Here is a 15,648-nt window from a genome sequence, read left to right on the forward strand (position 1 = left end):
CTTTCAAGGTTGGGAAATTGGCGCAGCCGAACGCACGGTCGCAAAGGTTTCGCAGAAGTCGCAAAAGGAATTCCGATTGGTCGTCTTCTGCGTTCGGCTATCCGTGTTCGGCTGTTCGTGTTCGAATTTCAAAAATACGGCGCGTGGCCATCGTGCTCGAATCGCTGCGCCTCGTCATAAGGGAAAACATCCAGCATCTGGCCCGCCTGGATGCGCTCCTTGTGGCTTTGCCAGAAGGCGGCATCCAGCAAGTCGGCATGGTGCGCCATGAATGCCTTGCGCACCGAATCGTTGCCCAGCAGGAACGGGCCGAAGGTCTCGGGGAACACGTCCTTCGGGCCGACGTTGTACCAGACCTCGCCACTCATCTCGTCTTCCTCGTTGCGTGGCGTGGGCACCTTGCGGAAGTTGCAGTCGGTGATGTATTCGATCTCGTCGTAGTCGTAGAAAACGACCTTGCCGTTGAGCGTGACACCGAAGTTTTTCCACAGCATGTCACCCGGAAAGATATTGGCCGCCACCATGTCCTTGATGGCGTTGCCGTATTCGGTCACCGCACGCTCCAGCTGGTCCCGGGCCCGCTTGCCCATGGTCGCGCTGTCGGGCGAGGCGATCTGGTCGAAGGCTTCCTGCAGGTAGATGTTGAGCGGGATCATCCGGCGCTCGATGTAGACGTGCTTGAGGACGACTTCCAGTTCCCCGTTGGCGTCGCGGTCCCCGATTTCCAGCTGGCTCGGCGCGAACTTCTCGATCTCCGCAATCAGGTCGGGCTCGAAGCGGTCCAGCGGGAAGCCAACGTCGCTGTACTCCAGCGTGTCGGCCATGCGACCCACGCGGTCGTGGTGCTTCACCAGCATGTACTTGCCCTTGATCTGCTCGCGCGTGGTTTCCTTCTGCGGCGGGTAGTAGTCCTTGATCACCTTGAACACGTACGGGAACGACGGCAGGTCGAACACCAGCATCACCATGCCCTTGATGCCGGGCGCGATGCGGAACTTGTCGCTCGAGTAGTTCAGGTGCGAGAGGAAGTCGCGGTAGAACAGCGTCTTGCCCTGCTTGGCCAGCCCGAGTGCGTTGTAGATCTCCGCGCGGGGCTTGCGCGGCATCAGCGATCGCAGGAACTGCACGTAGGCCGATGGCACTTCCATGTCGACCATGAAATAGGCGCGCGCAAAGCTGAACAGCATCTGCAGGTCGTCTTCGCCGAACAGCGCCGCGTCGACGTAGAAATGGCCCTTGCGGTCGTGCAGGATCGGCAGCGCGAAAGGCAGTTCGACGAAGCCGTTGATGATCTTGCCGACCAGGTACGCCCCCTTGTTGCGATAGAACAGGCCCGAGAGCACCTGCAGCTGGAAGTTGGCACGCAGCTTGACCTGGTGGAAGCGCCCGAGGATCGCGGCCGCCACGCGCTCCGCGTCGCGCCGCTTGTTGGCAAAGGTGCCCAGCAGCGCATAGTCCTCGATGATCCGCTCGACCGTGTCGGCCAGCCCCTCGTGCGTGGGGTAGTAGGCGCGGAAATGCGGCGCGCCGCGCGGCTCAATGTACTCGGTGCTGATTGCGGGCCGCACGAAGATGAAGTCGTTCTGGAAATACGCGCGGTGCAGGATCTTGGTCGTGACCGAGTTGAAGAAACTCTCGGCCAGTTCGGGCTGGTGATGGTTCACGAGCAGGCCGATGAAGTGCAGCTTGATCTGGTGCCACACGTCCATCGGCTGGTCGCCCGCCTTGAACTCCTTCTCCAGCCGGGCAACGGCCTCGTTCACCCGCAGGTCGTAGAACTCGATGCGCTCGCGCTGGGCGCGTTGCTGGCCATGCCAGTCCGCCGTTTCGAACCGATGCTTGGCCCGTGACGACTCCGCGCGAAACAGCCGGTAATGTCGGTTGAAGCCGTCGATCAGCGCCTTGGCGATGTCGTACGCGAGCGGGGAATCCAGGCGTTGCGGGAACATTTGTTCTTATGCCTCCTTGGTGACCTCCGGATTGTGTGTGCCGTTGCCGTTCCCATTGCCGTTGCCGTTCCCATTGCCGTTGCCGTTCCCATTCCCGTTGCCGGTCCACTTGTAGCGGATGCGCTGCACCGCGGCCTTGTACTGCGTCTCCAGCGGCTTGGTGTTGTCGGCGGTGATTCCCAGGTCCTGCAGCAGGCCGTCGTGCACGCCGAAGGCCCAGCCATGGATGCTCACGTTCTGGCCGCGGCTCCAGGCATCGACCATCACGGTGCTGACCGCCACGTTGACCACCTGTTCGGCCACGTTGAGCTCGCACAACGCATCGGCGCGCGACTCGGCCGGCACGGACTCCAGCAGCACGCGATGGCGGTCGCGCACGTCCTGGATATGCCGGATCCAGTTGTCGGCGATGCCGATGCGGGCACCCTCCATGGCGGCCTGCACGCCGGAGCATCCATAGTGGCCGACCACCATGATGTGTTGCACCTTCAGGCGCTCGACCGCGAACTGGATCGCCGACAGCGCGTTCAGGTCGGAGTGCACCACGATGTTGGCCACATTGCGGTGCACGAACACCTCGCCGGGCTCCAGCCCGGTGATCTGGTTGGCCGGCACGCGGCTGTCGGAGCAGCCGATCCACATGTACTTGGGCGTCTGCTGCTTCACCAGGCTGGTGAAAAAGCCAGGGCGATCACGCTCGACCTGGGCGGCCCAGTGACGGTTGTGTGCGAAAAGGTCGGGGAGGTTGTCTGACATGGCGGATATTGTCCGATGAGCGTTAATGAACGGGATTGAACATTTCTTGCGGCCGGTTCATTCGGCCTTGGCCTTGAGCGCCCGGGCCAGGGTGGCGCGCGTCTTCTTCTCCTGCTCGCGCACCTCGTCGAGGTTGGCCTGCAACTCGGCGTGCCGACTCTCCAACTGTGCCCGGTGCGCGCCCAGCACGCCCAGGAATTTTTTGAGTTGCAGCACCGTGTCGCGCGGACTGTCGTACATGTCGAGGATGTCTTTCGCCTCGGTCAGGCTCAGGCCCAGGCGCTTGGCACGCAGGGTCAGCAAGAGGCGCGCCCGGTCGCGCGCGGTGTAGACGCGCTGCCGGCCGCCCGGGCCGCTGCGCATGGGCGCGAGCAGGCCCACGTCCTCGTAGAAACGGATGGCGCGCGTGGTCAGGTCGAATTCCCTGGCAAGGTCGCTGATGGTGAAGGTCTGCGGATCCATCCGGTCGAAGTGAGGGGCGTTGCGGGCGTGACAGCGCGATCAGGCGGCTGTCTCTACAATGGGCGATTCACCCATGACGTTTACGTAAACGTCAATCGTACATGAACTTGCTCGAACGCGAACTCCATTACCCCCTGGGCGACCTTCTGCCGGCCCCCGGCACCACCCACGAGGTCCTGCCCGGCGTGCGCTGGATCCGCATGGCGCTGCCCTTTGCGCTCGACCACATCAACCTCTGGCTGCTGCGCGACACCATCGATGGCGTCGAGGGCTGGACCGTCGTCGACTGCTGCATCGCGCACGACGCATCGCGCAAGCAATGGGAAGACATCTTCGCGACGCAGCTGGAGGGCTTGCCGATCCTGCGCGTGATCGTCACGCACATGCATCCCGACCACATCGGCCTGGCCAGTTGGATCTGCGCACGCTGGAACGCACCGCTGTGGATCAGCTCCACCGACTACCACGTGGCCCGCACGCTCACGAGCCCCGGCGCCAGCGACAGCCTGGCGGGTGGCGACGGCGCCGCCGATTTCTTCGCCGCGCATGGCATGACGGATCGCGAGGCCATCGCAAAGATCCGCGGCCGCAGCAACTACTACGCCAACATGGTGCCGGAGGTGCCCGACAGCTTCGTGCGCATGCTCGACGGCGACACGGTGCGCATCGGCGGCCGCGACTGGCAGTGCATCAGCGGCTACGGCCACGCGCCCGAGCACATCGCGCTGTATTGCGACGAGCTGCACGCGCTCATCGGCGGCGACATGATGCTGCCGCGCATCTCGACCAACGTGAGCGTGCATTCGGGCGAGCCGGATGCCAACCCGTTGCGCCTGTTCCTCGACAGCATCGAGCGTTTTCTCACCTTGCCAGAAGACACGCTGTGCCTGCCCTCGCACGGCAAACCTTTCACCGGCGTGCATCGCCGCGTCGGGCAGTTGCAGGAACACCACCGCGACCGGCTTGCCGAGATGCTGGCGGCCTGCACGGAGCGCCCGCACACCGCGGCCGAGGCGATGCCGATCATGTTCAAGCGCCCGCTCGACTTCCATCAGGTGACCTTTGCGATGGGCGAGACGGTGGCGCACCTGCACCTGCTGCGCTTCGCGGGGCAGCTCAGGCGCACGGTCGATGCACAGGGCGTCTACCGCTTCGGCGCTCCCTGAGCAGTGGCGAAGGGGCACACACTCGCCCAGCTCCGCAGCGGTGAACTGGCGGGCCACCGCGCGCTCGACCTCGTCTCCTGCGGGCTGACCGAGTTCCCGCGGGAGATCTTCGACCTGGCCGACACGCTCGAGGTGCTGAACCTCTCGGGCAATGCGCTGCAAACCCTGCCCGACGACCTGGGCCGGCTGCACCGCCTGCGCATCCTGTTCTGCTCCCAGAACCCCTTCACTGAATTGCCGGCGTCGCTCGGCGCGTGCGCCTCGCTGGAGATGATCGGCTTCAAGTCCTGCCGGATTCGCGACGTGTCCGCCAGCGCCCTGCCCCCGCGGCTGCGCTGGCTGATCCTGACCGACAACGCCATCGAATCCTTGCCGAACGGCTGGAGCCGCTTCCCGCGCTTGCAGAAGCTGATGCTGGCCGGGAACCGCCTGCGTTCGCTGCCCGATGACATGGCCGGCTGCCAGCGTCTCGAACTGCTGCGAATCTCCGCCAACCGATTCGAGACCCTGCCGGACTGGCTGCTGCAAATGCCACGGCTCGCCTGGCTGGCTTGCGCGGGCAATCCGTTCAGCGATGCCAACGAGGCCGCCGCACTGTCGCGGCAAGCGGTGCCGGTCATCGACTGGTCGCAACTCACGCTCGACGAGCGGCTTGGCGAAGGCGCGTCCGGCGTCATTCACCGGGGCACGTGGCAGCGGACGGCCGATGCGCGCGAGGCGGTCGCGGTGAAGCTGTTCAAGGGCGCCGTGACCAGCGACGGCTGGCCGCACAGCGAGATGGCGGCCTGCATGGCGGCCGGGGAGAACGGTGGACTGATCGCTGTGCATGGCCGCATCGCCCACCACCCGGAGGACGTCGAAGCCCTGGTGCTCGCACTGGTGCCGCCGCACTTTCGCAACCTGGCCGGGCCGCCGAGCTTCCGATCGTGCACGCGCGACGTCTATGACGAGCACGCCCGCTGGCCGCTGGCCACCGCGCTGGCGATGGCGCGGCAGGTGGCTTCAGCCGCCGCGCAATTGCATGCGCGCGGCATCCTGCACGGCGACCTCTACGGCCACAACATCCTGCACGACGGAACGGGCCAGGCGCTGCTTGGCGACTTCGGCGCGGCATCCTTTGTCGGTACGGGTGCACAAGCCCCCGCCCTCGAGCGCATCGAGGTGCGCGCCTTCGGCTGCCTGCTGGAAGAGCTGCTCGATCGCTGCATCGACGCCGACGAAGCCGCGTTGGCGCCATGGCGGGCGCTTCAGTCACGCTGCCTGGAGGACGCCGTCGCCCTGCGTCCCGACTTCGCCCAGGTCAGCGCTGCGTTGTCGAACGGCTGAAAGGTGCGTCCACCGCGAGCGCGGCCTCCAGCCAGCGCAATGCCCGCGCAATTGGCTTGGGCCGAGGCGCCGAGGCCGAGGCCAGCAAGACACGCGGGCGTGTCTCGGCATGCACGATATCGTCGTCGCCGCGATCGACCGTGCAGCAGAAGCGATGGCGCCGCATCAGCGCCAGCATCGGTGCGTTGTCGGCCAGCACGTCGCAGCGAATCCAGTTGACGCCGGCCATGCAGGCCGCATGGCTCAGGGACTGCAGCGCCCATGTCGCGATGCCGCGACGTTGCCAGGCATCGTCCACCATCAGCATGAACTCCGCGCACTGCCCATCGGGATCGATCAGGTAGCGCGCTTCCGCCACCAGGTGCTCGCGCCCGCCTTCATGCACGGCCACCACCATCGCGAGATGGCGGCGGTAATCGATGCAGACGAGGCTCGCCAGTTCGTCAGCCGTTGCAGGCAGTTGCGCGTTGGGAAAGCGGTGTGAAAGCGAGCGCTCCGACATCCGGTTGATCAACTCCGCCAACAGGCGGTTGTCCTGGGGCATCACTGGCCGCAGCGTGAGCCGATGGTCGCCATTGAACCGGCGCACGTCGATCAGGCTCGTCGGGTAGTGGCTGATCAGGTACGAATCGACGAGCCCGCCGCTTGACCGTAGGGGCGTTGGGGTTATAAGCCTGTCGGAACTGGCATTCATGCCCAAGCATACGAGTGGCGCGCTGCGGTTTCCCCATCCATGGGGGCGTTGACAGTACGACCAAAGTATGAGTGAGCACTCGCACAATGCGAATCTGGTGAATACTGCGGTTGGGGGGATACAAAAATGAACTTGCTGATGGTCGACGACCACATGATGTTTTTGCAGGGCATGAAGAACCTGCTCAACGTACTGGTGCCCGAGCTTCGCGTCGAAACCACCGGTGACATGGCCCATGCGGTCCAGTTGGTGCAACTGACCGAGTTCGACATCGTCTTGCTCGACTGGCACCTGAGCGATTGCGAAGGCACGGAATCGATCCGCTGGCTGCGCGACGCGGGCTGCACGGCACGCATCGTGGTGCTGTCGGGCGAAACGAACGCCACCCTGATACGGCACTCGATCGAGCTCGGCGCCGCCGGCTTCATTCCCAAGAAATACAGTTCCGAGATGATGGTGGCAGCCCTCAGGCACGTGCTCGCGGGGCGCGTCTTCCTGCCATCCGAAACCTACCCGGCGCGCGGCATCGGTAGCGCAGCGGGCGCGGGCGCGCCAGCTGCGGCCAGCGGGCCTCATTCGGAAACGGCACTCGACCCCCGCCTGGCAGGGCTGACCGCGCGGCAGATGGCCGTGTACCGCGCCGCCACCCGGGGCCTGTCCAACAAGCTGATCGCGCGGCAGCTGGACATTGCCGAATCGACTGTCAAGGCGCATCTCAGTGCGGTCTACAGCGCGCTCGGCGTGCGCAATCGCACCGAGGCCGCCTACCAGGCATCGCGCGAGGGCATGCACATTGGTTGAGGTGCCAATGCACGACCCGATCCCTCGTGCGGAGCGGATCGAGCGTCGGATTGCCGAGCGGCGTGTCGAGTTGATGCTGCGCTACCTGAAGCGCTTGCCGGCGTTGTTCGTGGGTTACGTCATCCTGGCGGTGGTCGCCATGCGGCAAGGGCTGGTGGTGTGGCCATGGGTGTGGCTGGCCCTCACCGGCGTGATGATGTATTACCGCTGGACGTTGGCGCGCCGCGTGGAAAAGCAATCCGCGGTCGAGAAAGCCGCCGCCCTGCCCCGGCTCAACCGCGGATTCGCCTTGAGCGGGCTGGTGACCGCGCCGATCGTCCTGCTCGCCTACTCCGCTCCGAACGACGAGGCGCCCTTGCTCATGGGCATCATGCTGGTGACCGGCTGCACGGTGGCGGCCGCGTCGATGGCAGGCTCGGTGCCCGCCTTCCTGGGCTTGTGCACGCCGACATTCGGGCTCATCGCCGGCGGCTGGTTCCTGCGCGGCGGAACGCTGGGCATCTCGTTCGGCATCGGCGTCCTGATCATGTACGTGGTGCTGCTGGCCAGCGTGCGCGACCATGACCGCAACCTCAAGGAACTGATGGCGCTGGTGGAGGACAACGCCAAGCTCTCGGAGTCGGTCGAACTCGAGCGCGACCGCGCCGAGGCCGCCAGCGCCGCCAAGACGCGCTTCTTCGCCGCCGCCAGCCATGACCTGCGCCAGCCGCTGCACGCGCTGTCGATCAATGCGACCACGCTGGAGATCCTCGCGCAGCGCGGCAACGACGTCCTGCTCAAGGAAATCAGCCGCGGCATCGGCAGCGCGCTGCGCCAGAGCAGCGGCCTGCTGGACACCCTGCTCGACATCTCGCGGCTGGAAGCCCATTCGATCGAGCCCAGGCTCGCGGCGCACGACATCGGCACGCTGCTGCGCGCGGTGCATGACGAATACGCGGCGCTCGCGGCCCAGCAGAGCTTGCAGCTCCAGGTCGACCTGCCGGCGGAGACGCTCTGGTGCCTGACCGACAGCGACCAGCTCCTGCGCATCCTCGGCAACCTGGTCAACAACGCGATCAAGTTCACCGAACGCGGCGGCGTCACGCTCTCGGCCCGGCGCGGTCCGCGCGGGCATGTGCTGGTGCAGGTGGCGGACACCGGCTCCGGCATACCGCTCGACCAGCGCGAGCGCGTGTTCGAGGAGTTCTACCAGCTCGACAACACACCGCACGACCGTGCGCAGGGACTCGGCTTGGGCCTGGCGATCGTGCGGCGCACGGCGGCCCTGCTGAAGCACAAGCTCAGGCTGGACAGCATTCCGGGCCGCGGCACGACCTTCGAGCTTCGCATCGCATCCGCCATGCCGCCCAGCCAGCCGCCCGCGCGGGCGGCTGCGCGGGCGCGCCCGGCCGAGAGCCTGCCGCTCACGGTGCTGCTGATCGACGGCGAATCCGAAGGACTGGCCGCGCTGTGCACCTACCTCACCCAGCTGGGGTGGACGGTCGAGGGCGTGGAGAGCGGCGACCAGGCGGAACTGGCGCTGGCCAACGGCTACGTGCCCGATGTGCTGGTCATCGACTATCGACTGCGCGGCGAGACCGACCTCGACGTCATCGAGCGCGTGCGCCAGCGCCTGCCCGGCGTACCGGCCGTGATCGTCACAGGCGAGACCGCGCCCGAGCGCTTCGCCGACTTGTCGCGCGCCGCCGAACGCGTGCTGCACAAGCCCTTGAGCGGCGACGTGCTGGCGCGCACGCTGCAGGAAGTGGTGGCCCGCGCTGGCGCGTTGGTGACCGAGTCCGGCAGCGCCCGGTACTAAGCTGCGCGCTCTTTCCCGGAGCAACGCATGGACACCACACAACTCTTCTCACTCAAGGGCCGCACCGCCCTCATCACCGGCGGCTCGCGCGGCATCGGCCGCATGATCGCCGAGGGCTACCTGGCCCAAGGCGCCCGCGTCTACATCTCGGCGCGCAAGGCCGATGCCTGCGACCAGACGGCCAGGGAACTGTCGGCCTTCGGCCATTGCGTGTCCCTGCCCGCCGACGTGTCGACCGTCGAGGGTGCGCAGGCACTGGTCCAGGCCTATTCGAAGCATGAGAAGACGCTCGACATCCTGGTCAACAACGCCGGCGCCGCATGGGGCGCGCCGTACGACGACTTCCCCGAAAGCGGTTGGGACAAGGTCGTCGACCTGAACCTCAAGACGCCCTTCTTCCTGACGCAAGCGCTCACGCCGATGCTCAAGGCCGCCGCCACCGACCACCTGGCCAAGGTGATCAATATCGCGTCGATCGACGGCGTATCGGTCAACCCGCAGGAGACCTATTCGTACGCCGCCAGCAAGGCCGGCCTGATCCATCTCACCAAGCGCATGGCGCTGCGCCTGGCGCAGGAACGCATCGCGGTCAGCGCCATCGCCCCGGGCGCATTCGCTTCCAGCATGAACAAGGAAGCGCGCGACCACGCCGACGAGGTCAAGGGGCACATTCCCGCCGGCCGCATCGGCACGCCCGAGGACATGGCCGGCGCGGCGATCTACCTCGCGTCGCGCGCGGGCGACTATGTGATGGGGGCCACGCTGGTGGTAGACGGCGGCGTAGCCTGGGCTCGCTGACGAAGGTGTGAATCTTCCTGCTGCGGACGCCGATCTCGGGTTTGCGGCGCTCACCGCACGAGAGTGCGGTTCCGCTCCTCGACCCGAGCTCGGCGCCCTCGCTACGGAATCTTCACACCTTCGCGGCGCAAGTCAGGCAGCTTGAATTCCAAGAAGCATGTTGGCCGGTTCTCGTGGGGCCGAGATCATGGCGTCGTGGCCGGTCTTGAGTTCGCGGTAGTCCCATCCGGGCTGCGCCCTGGCGAACGCCGCGCTCGGTGCAACGTTGTCGTACAACGGATCGGTACAGCGGATATAGGTGGCGGGCACGCCATTGCCCACCGGGTGCGCCAGCGTCAGGCTCGTGAGGTAGGTCTTGAGCGGTTGCGGGGTGAGCCGGCGCTGCACCCAGTCCACGGTCGCATCGCCTTCGTGTTCGCGCGACAGGCCGAAATTGGTCGCCGGTGGTACCGGTGTGCAGAGGCCGCCGCTGAATGCGTCGGCGGCCGCGAGCCTGGCTTCCCGCACGTCCGGGGGAAAGCCGCTCATGATGCTCTTGCCCGACATCGGGATCAGCGAATCCAGGAACACGAGGTGGCGCAGGCGCCGCGGCATGCGCTCGGCCACGCCCACCACCGCGCAGCCACCGAAGCTGTGGCCAACCAGGAATACGTCCTCCAGTTCCTCCGCCTCGATCACGTTGGCGATGTCGTCGACATAGGTTTCCAGCGTGATGTCCGGGCTCAACAGGTGGCGCCGCTCGCCCAGGCCGGTCTGCGTCGGCGTCTGCGCCGCGTGGCCGGCAGCACGCAGATACGCCGCCACGTCGCGCCAGCACCAGCCGCCGTGCGATCCGCCGTGGACCAGGAGATAGGTTCGTTTTTCCATCGGGCGAGCATAGCCTCGGGAATGCGTTTCACGACCAGCGTGGGATCGTCTCGTCCTTGAGTTGCTTGCGCAGCACGCCGTAGTCCGGCACCACGCTCTCCACCGTCTCCCAGAAGCGCGGGCTGTGGTCCATCACGCGCAGATGACTCAGCTCGTGCGCGACCACGTAGTCGATCACCGGCAAGCGGAAATGAATCAGTCGCCAGTGCAGGCGGATCGCACCGTCGACGCTGGCGCTGCCCCAACGCGTCGAGGCATTCGAGAGCGACAGCTTGGTCCAGCGCACGCCGAGCCGTTGCGCGAAATGGTCGAGCCGCTCGATGAAGATGCGCCGCGCCTGCCGCGAGAGCCAGGCCTGCGCGGCATCGCGGATCTGCTCCGGCGTCGCGTTCTGCGCGAGCGCCATGCGCAAGGTCTTCGGCATCGCAGGGTCGCCAGCTTCGAGCACGGCGCCCACGCCCTTGAAACCATGGCGGGGGTCCAGTCGCACCACCACGGGCTCGCCGAGAAACGGAAAGCTCACGCCATCGCGCCATTCGATGCGCGCGGCTTCGAGCCGTGCATAGCGCTGGTCGGCTTCCGTGAGCTTGCGCAGGATCCAGGCGGACTTCTCCTGCAGCGCCGCGTCGACATCCCGCAATGCAACCCAGCGCGGCGCCCTCACCGACAGCCCCTGCGCACCGACCACGAAGCCGATCGTGCGGCGTTGGCCACGCGTGAACTCATAGGCCACGCGCGCATTGCCGAGCGTGGCCTCGCGCGTGGCCCGCGGGTGCACGAAGCGCGCCGGCGTGAGCGAATCGGCCAGCGATATTTCAGGCGCCGATGTGCGTGGTCCGGCATCGGCGGCGAGCGCAGCCGCGGCCTCTGGCGCCTCGGGAACCACCGGCGCGACCGGGCCGCGACGCGGGCCCTTCGGCTTCGACGGCGCGTTCGATCCGGACGCGTCCGTCGACAGTCCGTCGAACAGGTCCAGCGTGTATTGCAGCAGCCCGCGCATGCTTCAGGCCCCTGGCCTTTGGGCCCGTGTCATCGATACGCCTCGGGGTCCAGCCGGCGCATCTCGGCCTCGATCCAGGCTTCGACTTCGCGCATCAGCTCGTCGGGCTTGCGGCCCGCACTCGGGATCGCAGGCCCGATCGACACGTCGACGATGCCAGGCCGCTTGATGAAGGCCTTGCGGGGCCACACCTTGGCCGAGGTCACGGCGATCGGCACCACCGGCGCGCCGGTCTCGCAGGCCAGCCGCGTGCCGCCCGACTTGTAGGTACCCTTCTGCCCGCGCGGAATGCGCGTGCCCTCGGGGAACATGATGATCCAGATGCCTTGTTCGAGCAGCTTGCGTCCCTGGCTGACCACCTTGTTGAAGGCCTGCGCCCGCTGGCTGCGGTCGATGTGGATCATGTCGAGCCGCGCCATGGCCCAGCCGAAGAAGGGCACGTAGATCAGCTCCTTCTTGAAGACGAAGGCCAGCGGATGTGACATCAGCGTCGGCATCAGGAAAGTCTCATACGTCGACTGGTGCTTCACCAGCAGCACCGCGCCGGCGCGCTTGTCCTGCGGCAGGTTCTCCATGCCGGTGACGCGCGTCTCGATGCCGCAGATGACGCGCGCGCCGCCAATCGCCCAGCTGAGCCAGCGCACGGCCATCCACCAGAGCGGCTCGCCACGGCGCCAGATGGAGGCGACCACCATGATGAGGCCCCAGGGGATGACGGTGACGAGCATCCACAGCATGTGAACAACGGAACGAAGAAATGCCATGGAATCGGTCTACTTGTGCGATGGAAAAAGTCAGTCTTGTGGCGCCGCGAGCGCAGCCTTCGCTTCGCGCTCTTCGCGCGCCAGCAGGAAGTCGACGAAAGCCGCGAGGTCGTTGTGGACCTGCGTGCCGGGCGGGTACTCGGGCGGCAGCGGCAAGACGCCGCGGCACGCTTCGCCCATGCCGGTCAGCAGCAGGTGCGGCTCGCAACCCGCCGCAGCGCCGGCCTGCACGTCGCGCAGGCTGTCGCCCGCTGTCGGCACGCCATCGAGGTCGATGCCGTAGCGCTCGCCGATCTGCAGGAACAAGCCAGGCTTCGGCTTGCGGCAGGCGCAGTTCTCATCGGGGCTGTGCGGGCAATAGAACACCGCGTCGACCTTGCCGCCCACGGCGGCCAGCATCTTGTGCATCTTGGCGTGCATCTGGTTGAGCGAAGCCACGTCGAACAAGCCGCGACCGAGCCCCGACTGGTTCGACGCGATCACCACATGCCAGCCTGCATGGTTGAGCCGCGCAATCGCTTCGAGCGCGCTGGGCAAGGGCGTCCACTCGACCTCGCTCTTGACGAAGTCCTCGCGGTGCACGTTGATGGAGCCGTTGCGGTCGAGGATGACGAGCTTCATGGTGTGCCTTTGGCTTCGAGGGCGCGACGATCGATCCATGCGAGATGCGCATGTGGATACTTGGCGTCGTCCAACATGGCGACGCGCTCTCGCAGTGACGTTTCCTTTGCAATGGCGGCAGAGGCGCGCAATACATGTTCAAGCTCTTCGCGTGTCATGGCACAGCAACCTGCCCACGCGCGAGCTTGAGCAATCGCGCTCGCTCGTGCTGGTCGATCAGTCCACCCATTGGTGAAACACTGCGCATGAGCTGCCCGTGATCCGGCTCGGCAAGGGCCGGGTCTTCCAGCGCCTCGAAGCCATCATTGCCCAGCAGGTGTTCCCATTCGTTCCAGAGCAGATCGGAACGCGTTGCGCCGGTCTTCAGCCGCCAGCGTGCAATTGTGTCGAGCGCGCGTGTACGAAGCGCAGGGTCGCGACGCAACACTTGAATCGCCCTGCGATGCAGGGCGAGCGAAAACTGATCCAGTTGTTGCTGCCGGTTCATTGCAACGATTATTGAGCGCCGGACCTCACGACGCCAGCCGCTCCAGTTGCGCCACGCGGTTCATCGACTCGTGCAGCGACTTGAGCAGGCCCAGCCGGTTCAGCCGCAAGTCGGCCTGCTCGGCATTGACCATCACGCCATCGAAGAAGGCATCGACCGGCGCACGCAGCGCGGCGAGGCTTTGCAGCGACGCGGTGTAGTCGCCGGCGTCGAAGCGGGCGTCGGCCGTCGGGACGATCTGCTGCATCGCGGCGTGCAGCGCCTTCTCGGCGGGCTCCTGCAGCAAGGCCTCCGTCACAGGCGCGTCCGCCGATTCAGGCGACTTCTTCAGGATGTTGCCGATGCGCTTGTTGGCCGCGGCAAGCGCGGGCGCCTCGGGCAGCGCGGCGAAGGCGCGAACTGCGGCCAGCCGCTTTGGCAGGCTCGACCATTCGGTGAGCTTGCGCGCATACACCGCGGCATCGACCTCCGGCACCGAGTAGCCGGTGTCCTTGAGATAGCCCTTCAGGCGTTCGATGAGGAACTCGTCGAGTTCAACGGAAGGGTCCTTGGCCAGCAAGGGCCCGAAAGCCTGGAACGCCAGCCGCGTCAACTCATGGAAGTGCAGCGGCAGGGCACGCTCGACCAGCATGCGCACCACGCCCAGCGCATGACGACGCAGCGCGAACGGGTCGCGGTCGCCGGTCGGCAGGTTTCCGATGCCGAACATGCCGACCAGGGTTTCCAGCTTGTCGGCCAGCGCAACCACGATGCCCACGTTGCCGCGCGGCAGCGTGTCGCCGGCGAAGCGCGGCTTGTAGTGGTCTTCGATGGCATCGGCCACCGCAGCATCGAGGCCGTCGTGCAGCGCGTAGTAGCGGCCCATCGTGCCCTGCAGCTCGGGAAACTCGCCGACCATGTCGGTGACCAGGTCGGCCTTGGCAAGCTGCGCGGCCTGCACGGCTTGCTGCCCCAGCTTCGCATCGCCCAGCTTCGCCGCAATGGCCTGCGCGATGCGCATGACACGCTCGACGCGCTCGCCCTGCGTGCCCAGCTTGTTGTGATAGACCACCTTGCCCAGCGATTCCACGCGCAAGGCGAGCGTCTTCTTGCGGTCCTGGTCGAAGAAGAACTTGGCATCGGCCAGGCGCGGGCGGACCACGCGCTCGTTGCCCTGGATCACCGCGCTCGCGTCATCGGGCGTGATGTTGCTGACGACGAGGAACTTGTTGGTGAGCTTGTCCTGTGCATCGACCAGCGGGAAGTACTTCTGGTTGGCCTTCATCGTGAGGATCAGGCACTCCTGCGGCACTGCGAGGAACTCCTCCTCGAACGTGCAAGTGAGCACGTTGGGTCGCTCGACCAGCGCCGTCACTTCGTCGAGCAGCGCATCGTCTTCGATTGGTTTCGCGCCGCCGCCCACGTTCGCCGCCGCGGCACCGAGTTGCCGCGCGATCTCGCCACGGCGCGCATCGAAGCCCGCGATCACCGCGCCTTCATCGGCAAGTTGTCGCGCGTAGCTGTCCGCGTCGCGCAGCACGACCGGGTCGACCTTCGCCTCGAAGCGATGGCCGTGCGTGTCGCGGCCCGACGCCAGGCCGAGCGCCTCGACGTCAACGATGTCTGCGCCATGCAACGCGACGAGGCCATGCGCAGGCCGCACGAAGCTCACGCTGCTCCAGCCCGGCAGTTCGCAGCGGGTCTCGAGTTGATAGCTCATGACCTTGGGAATCGGCAGCTTCGCAATGGCTTCGGCCAGCGCCTTCTGCAAGCCCTCGGCCAGCGTCGCGCCCTTCACCGTGCTTTCGTAGAACAAGGCTTCAGCCTTGCCGTCCTGTGCGCGCTTGAGGCCCGCCACCGCCGAGGCGTCGGCACCCAGCGCGGTCAACTTCTTCAGCAATGCAGGCGTCGCGCCACCCGAGGCATCCAGCCCGACCGCCACCGGCATCAGCTTTTGCGAGACGGCCTTGTCGGCGGCTTGCGAGGCAATGTGCGTCACATGCGCTGCCAGCCTGCGCGGCGATGCAAACGCCGTCAGCACCGAGCCGCCACCCGCCAGCCCTTGCGCCACCAGTTGGTCGCGCAGCACGCCCGCGAATGCGTCGCCCAGCTTGCGCAAGGCCTTCGGCGGGAGTTCCTCGACGAACAGTTCGACCAGCAGGTTCTTGTTGTGATTCATG

Annotated in this window: 16 protein-coding genes; 5 read left to right on the forward strand and 11 right to left on the reverse strand. The window is 66.3% G+C overall.

Annotated elements, in window-relative coordinates; all coding sequences use genetic code 11:
* Positions 1 to 128: 128 nt before the first annotated feature.
* Genes aceK through HB681_RS24365 form a run of 3 tightly spaced genes read right to left on the reverse strand, consistent with a single transcriptional unit; the run spans position 129 to position 3,167 of the window.
* The gene (gene aceK, locus HB681_RS24355; protein WP_213957441.1) at positions 129 to 1,949 is read right to left on the reverse strand and encodes a bifunctional isocitrate dehydrogenase kinase/phosphatase; all 1,821 of its coding nucleotides are present in this window, start codon (positions 1,947 to 1,949) and stop codon (positions 129 to 131) included.
* A 6-nt stretch (positions 1,950 to 1,955) separates the two neighbouring features.
* Entirely contained in the window at positions 1,956 to 2,705 is a 750-nt protein-coding gene (can, locus tag HB681_RS24360; RefSeq protein WP_256735083.1) for a carbonate dehydratase, read from the reverse strand.
* A gap of 57 nt (positions 2,706 to 2,762) precedes the next feature.
* Positions 2,763 to 3,167, reverse strand: a complete 405-nt coding sequence (locus tag HB681_RS24365; RefSeq protein ID WP_213957442.1) for a MerR family DNA-binding transcriptional regulator — start codon at positions 3,165 to 3,167, stop codon at positions 2,763 to 2,765.
* Positions 3,168 to 3,268: 101 nt separating this feature from the next.
* On the opposite strand from HB681_RS24365, the gene HB681_RS24370 reads away from it, so the two are divergent.
* Together HB681_RS24370 and HB681_RS24375 are read left to right on the forward strand one after the other, a co-directional pair.
* Positions 3,269 to 4,333 (forward strand): MBL fold metallo-hydrolase, encoded by a 1,065-nt coding sequence (locus HB681_RS24370; RefSeq protein ID WP_213957443.1) that lies wholly within the window; start codon positions 3,269 to 3,271, stop codon positions 4,331 to 4,333.
* Positions 4,334 to 4,336: 3 nt separating this feature from the next.
* Positions 4,337 to 5,659 (forward strand): protein kinase, encoded by a 1,323-nt coding sequence (locus HB681_RS24375; RefSeq protein ID WP_213957444.1) that lies wholly within the window; start codon positions 4,337 to 4,339, stop codon positions 5,657 to 5,659.
* On the opposite strand, the gene HB681_RS24380 is transcribed toward HB681_RS24375, so the two are convergent.
* Positions 5,634 to 6,353, reverse strand: coding sequence for a GNAT family N-acetyltransferase (locus tag HB681_RS24380; RefSeq protein WP_213957445.1), 720 nt, complete (start codon positions 6,351 to 6,353; stop codon positions 5,634 to 5,636). The two genes, HB681_RS24375 and HB681_RS24380, sit on opposite strands and share 26 nt — an antisense overlap.
* Before the next feature lie 126 nt (positions 6,354 to 6,479).
* Here HB681_RS24380 and HB681_RS24385 point away from each other — a divergent pair, with 126 nt between their 5' ends.
* Genes HB681_RS24385 through HB681_RS24395 form a run of 3 tightly spaced genes read left to right on the forward strand, consistent with a single transcriptional unit; the run spans position 6,480 to position 9,750 of the window.
* Entirely contained in the window at positions 6,480 to 7,154 is a 675-nt protein-coding gene (locus HB681_RS24385; protein WP_213957446.1) for a response regulator transcription factor, read from the forward strand.
* 7 nt (positions 7,155 to 7,161) lie between these two features.
* Positions 7,162 to 8,952 (forward strand): hybrid sensor histidine kinase/response regulator, encoded by a 1,791-nt coding sequence (locus HB681_RS24390; protein ID WP_213957447.1) that lies wholly within the window; start codon positions 7,162 to 7,164, stop codon positions 8,950 to 8,952.
* A 27-nt stretch (positions 8,953 to 8,979) separates the two neighbouring features.
* Positions 8,980 to 9,750, forward strand: a complete 771-nt coding sequence (locus HB681_RS24395) for an SDR family oxidoreductase (RefSeq protein ID WP_213957448.1) — start codon at positions 8,980 to 8,982, stop codon at positions 9,748 to 9,750.
* Between the two features lie 132 nt (positions 9,751 to 9,882).
* Here HB681_RS24395 and HB681_RS24400 read toward each other — a convergent pair whose 3' ends face one another.
* Genes HB681_RS24400 through glyS form a run of 7 tightly spaced genes read right to left on the reverse strand, consistent with a single transcriptional unit; the run spans position 9,883 to position 15,647 of the window.
* The gene (locus HB681_RS24400; protein ID WP_213957449.1) at positions 9,883 to 10,617 is read right to left on the reverse strand and encodes an alpha/beta fold hydrolase; all 735 of its coding nucleotides are present in this window, start codon (positions 10,615 to 10,617) and stop codon (positions 9,883 to 9,885) included.
* A 28-nt stretch (positions 10,618 to 10,645) separates the two neighbouring features.
* Positions 10,646 to 11,617 carry a SprT family zinc-dependent metalloprotease gene (locus HB681_RS24405; protein ID WP_213957450.1) on the reverse strand — a complete coding sequence of 324 codons (972 nt, stop codon included), beginning with the start codon at positions 11,615 to 11,617 and terminating at the stop codon, positions 10,646 to 10,648.
* A gap of 29 nt (positions 11,618 to 11,646) precedes the next feature.
* A complete protein-coding gene (locus HB681_RS24410) occupies positions 11,647 to 12,381 on the reverse strand; it encodes a lysophospholipid acyltransferase family protein (RefSeq protein WP_213957451.1) in 735 nt (244 codons plus the stop codon).
* A gap of 30 nt (positions 12,382 to 12,411) precedes the next feature.
* Positions 12,412 to 13,002, reverse strand: coding sequence for a D-glycero-beta-D-manno-heptose 1,7-bisphosphate 7-phosphatase (gmhB, locus tag HB681_RS24415; protein ID WP_213957452.1), 591 nt, complete (start codon positions 13,000 to 13,002; stop codon positions 12,412 to 12,414).
* The gene (locus tag HB681_RS24420; RefSeq protein WP_213957453.1) at positions 12,999 to 13,160 is read right to left on the reverse strand and encodes a hypothetical protein; all 162 of its coding nucleotides are present in this window, start codon (positions 13,158 to 13,160) and stop codon (positions 12,999 to 13,001) included. The genes gmhB and HB681_RS24420 overlap by 4 nt, the downstream gene beginning before the upstream one ends.
* A complete protein-coding gene (locus HB681_RS24425) occupies positions 13,157 to 13,489 on the reverse strand; it encodes a hypothetical protein (RefSeq protein WP_213957454.1) in 333 nt (110 codons plus the stop codon). The genes HB681_RS24420 and HB681_RS24425 overlap by 4 nt, the downstream gene beginning before the upstream one ends.
* A gap of 25 nt (positions 13,490 to 13,514) precedes the next feature.
* Positions 13,515 to 15,647, reverse strand: coding sequence for a glycine--tRNA ligase subunit beta (gene glyS / locus HB681_RS24430; protein WP_213957455.1), 2,133 nt, complete (start codon positions 15,645 to 15,647; stop codon positions 13,515 to 13,517).
* Between the last annotated feature and the right edge of the window lies 1 nt (position 15,648).

It is taken from the genome of Variovorax sp. dw_954 (assembly GCF_018449755.1).
Lineage (GTDB): Bacteria > Pseudomonadota > Gammaproteobacteria > Burkholderiales > Burkholderiaceae_C > Variovorax.

What these genes read in the sequence shown, in the direction of transcription:
- HB681_RS24410 (WP_213957451.1), bottom strand. Translation starts at nt 12,381, where the DNA reads ATGGCATTTCTTCGTTCCGTTGTTCACATGCTGTGGATGCTCGTCACC.
- aceK (WP_213957441.1), bottom strand. Translation starts at nt 1,949, where the DNA reads ATGTTCCCGCAACGCCTGGATTCCCCGCTCGCGTACGACATCGCCAAG.
- can (WP_256735083.1), bottom strand. Translation starts at nt 2,705, where the DNA reads ATGTCAGACAACCTCCCCGACCTTTTCGCACACAACCGTCACTGGGCC.
- HB681_RS24390 (WP_213957447.1), top strand. Translation starts at nt 7,162, where the DNA reads ATGCACGACCCGATCCCTCGTGCGGAGCGGATCGAGCGTCGGATTGCC.
- HB681_RS24400 (WP_213957449.1), bottom strand. Translation starts at nt 10,617, where the DNA reads ATGGAAAAACGAACCTATCTCCTGGTCCACGGCGGATCGCACGGCGGC.
- HB681_RS24385 (WP_213957446.1), top strand. Translation starts at nt 6,480, where the DNA reads ATGAACTTGCTGATGGTCGACGACCACATGATGTTTTTGCAGGGCATG.
- glyS (WP_213957455.1), bottom strand. Translation starts at nt 15,647, where the DNA reads ATGAATCACAACAAGAACCTGCTGGTCGAACTGTTCGTCGAGGAACTC.
- HB681_RS24380 (WP_213957445.1), bottom strand. Translation starts at nt 6,353, where the DNA reads ATGAATGCCAGTTCCGACAGGCTTATAACCCCAACGCCCCTACGGTCA.
- gmhB (WP_213957452.1), bottom strand. Translation starts at nt 13,002, where the DNA reads ATGAAGCTCGTCATCCTCGACCGCAACGGCTCCATCAACGTGCACCGC.
- HB681_RS24395 (WP_213957448.1), top strand. Translation starts at nt 8,980, where the DNA reads ATGGACACCACACAACTCTTCTCACTCAAGGGCCGCACCGCCCTCATC.
- HB681_RS24365 (WP_213957442.1), bottom strand. Translation starts at nt 3,167, where the DNA reads ATGGATCCGCAGACCTTCACCATCAGCGACCTTGCCAGGGAATTCGAC.
- HB681_RS24370 (WP_213957443.1), top strand. Translation starts at nt 3,269, where the DNA reads ATGAACTTGCTCGAACGCGAACTCCATTACCCCCTGGGCGACCTTCTG.
- HB681_RS24420 (WP_213957453.1), bottom strand. Translation starts at nt 13,160, where the DNA reads ATGACACGCGAAGAGCTTGAACATGTATTGCGCGCCTCTGCCGCCATT.
- HB681_RS24405 (WP_213957450.1), bottom strand. Translation starts at nt 11,617, where the DNA reads ATGCGCGGGCTGCTGCAATACACGCTGGACCTGTTCGACGGACTGTCG.
- HB681_RS24425 (WP_213957454.1), bottom strand. Translation starts at nt 13,489, where the DNA reads ATGAACCGGCAGCAACAACTGGATCAGTTTTCGCTCGCCCTGCATCGC.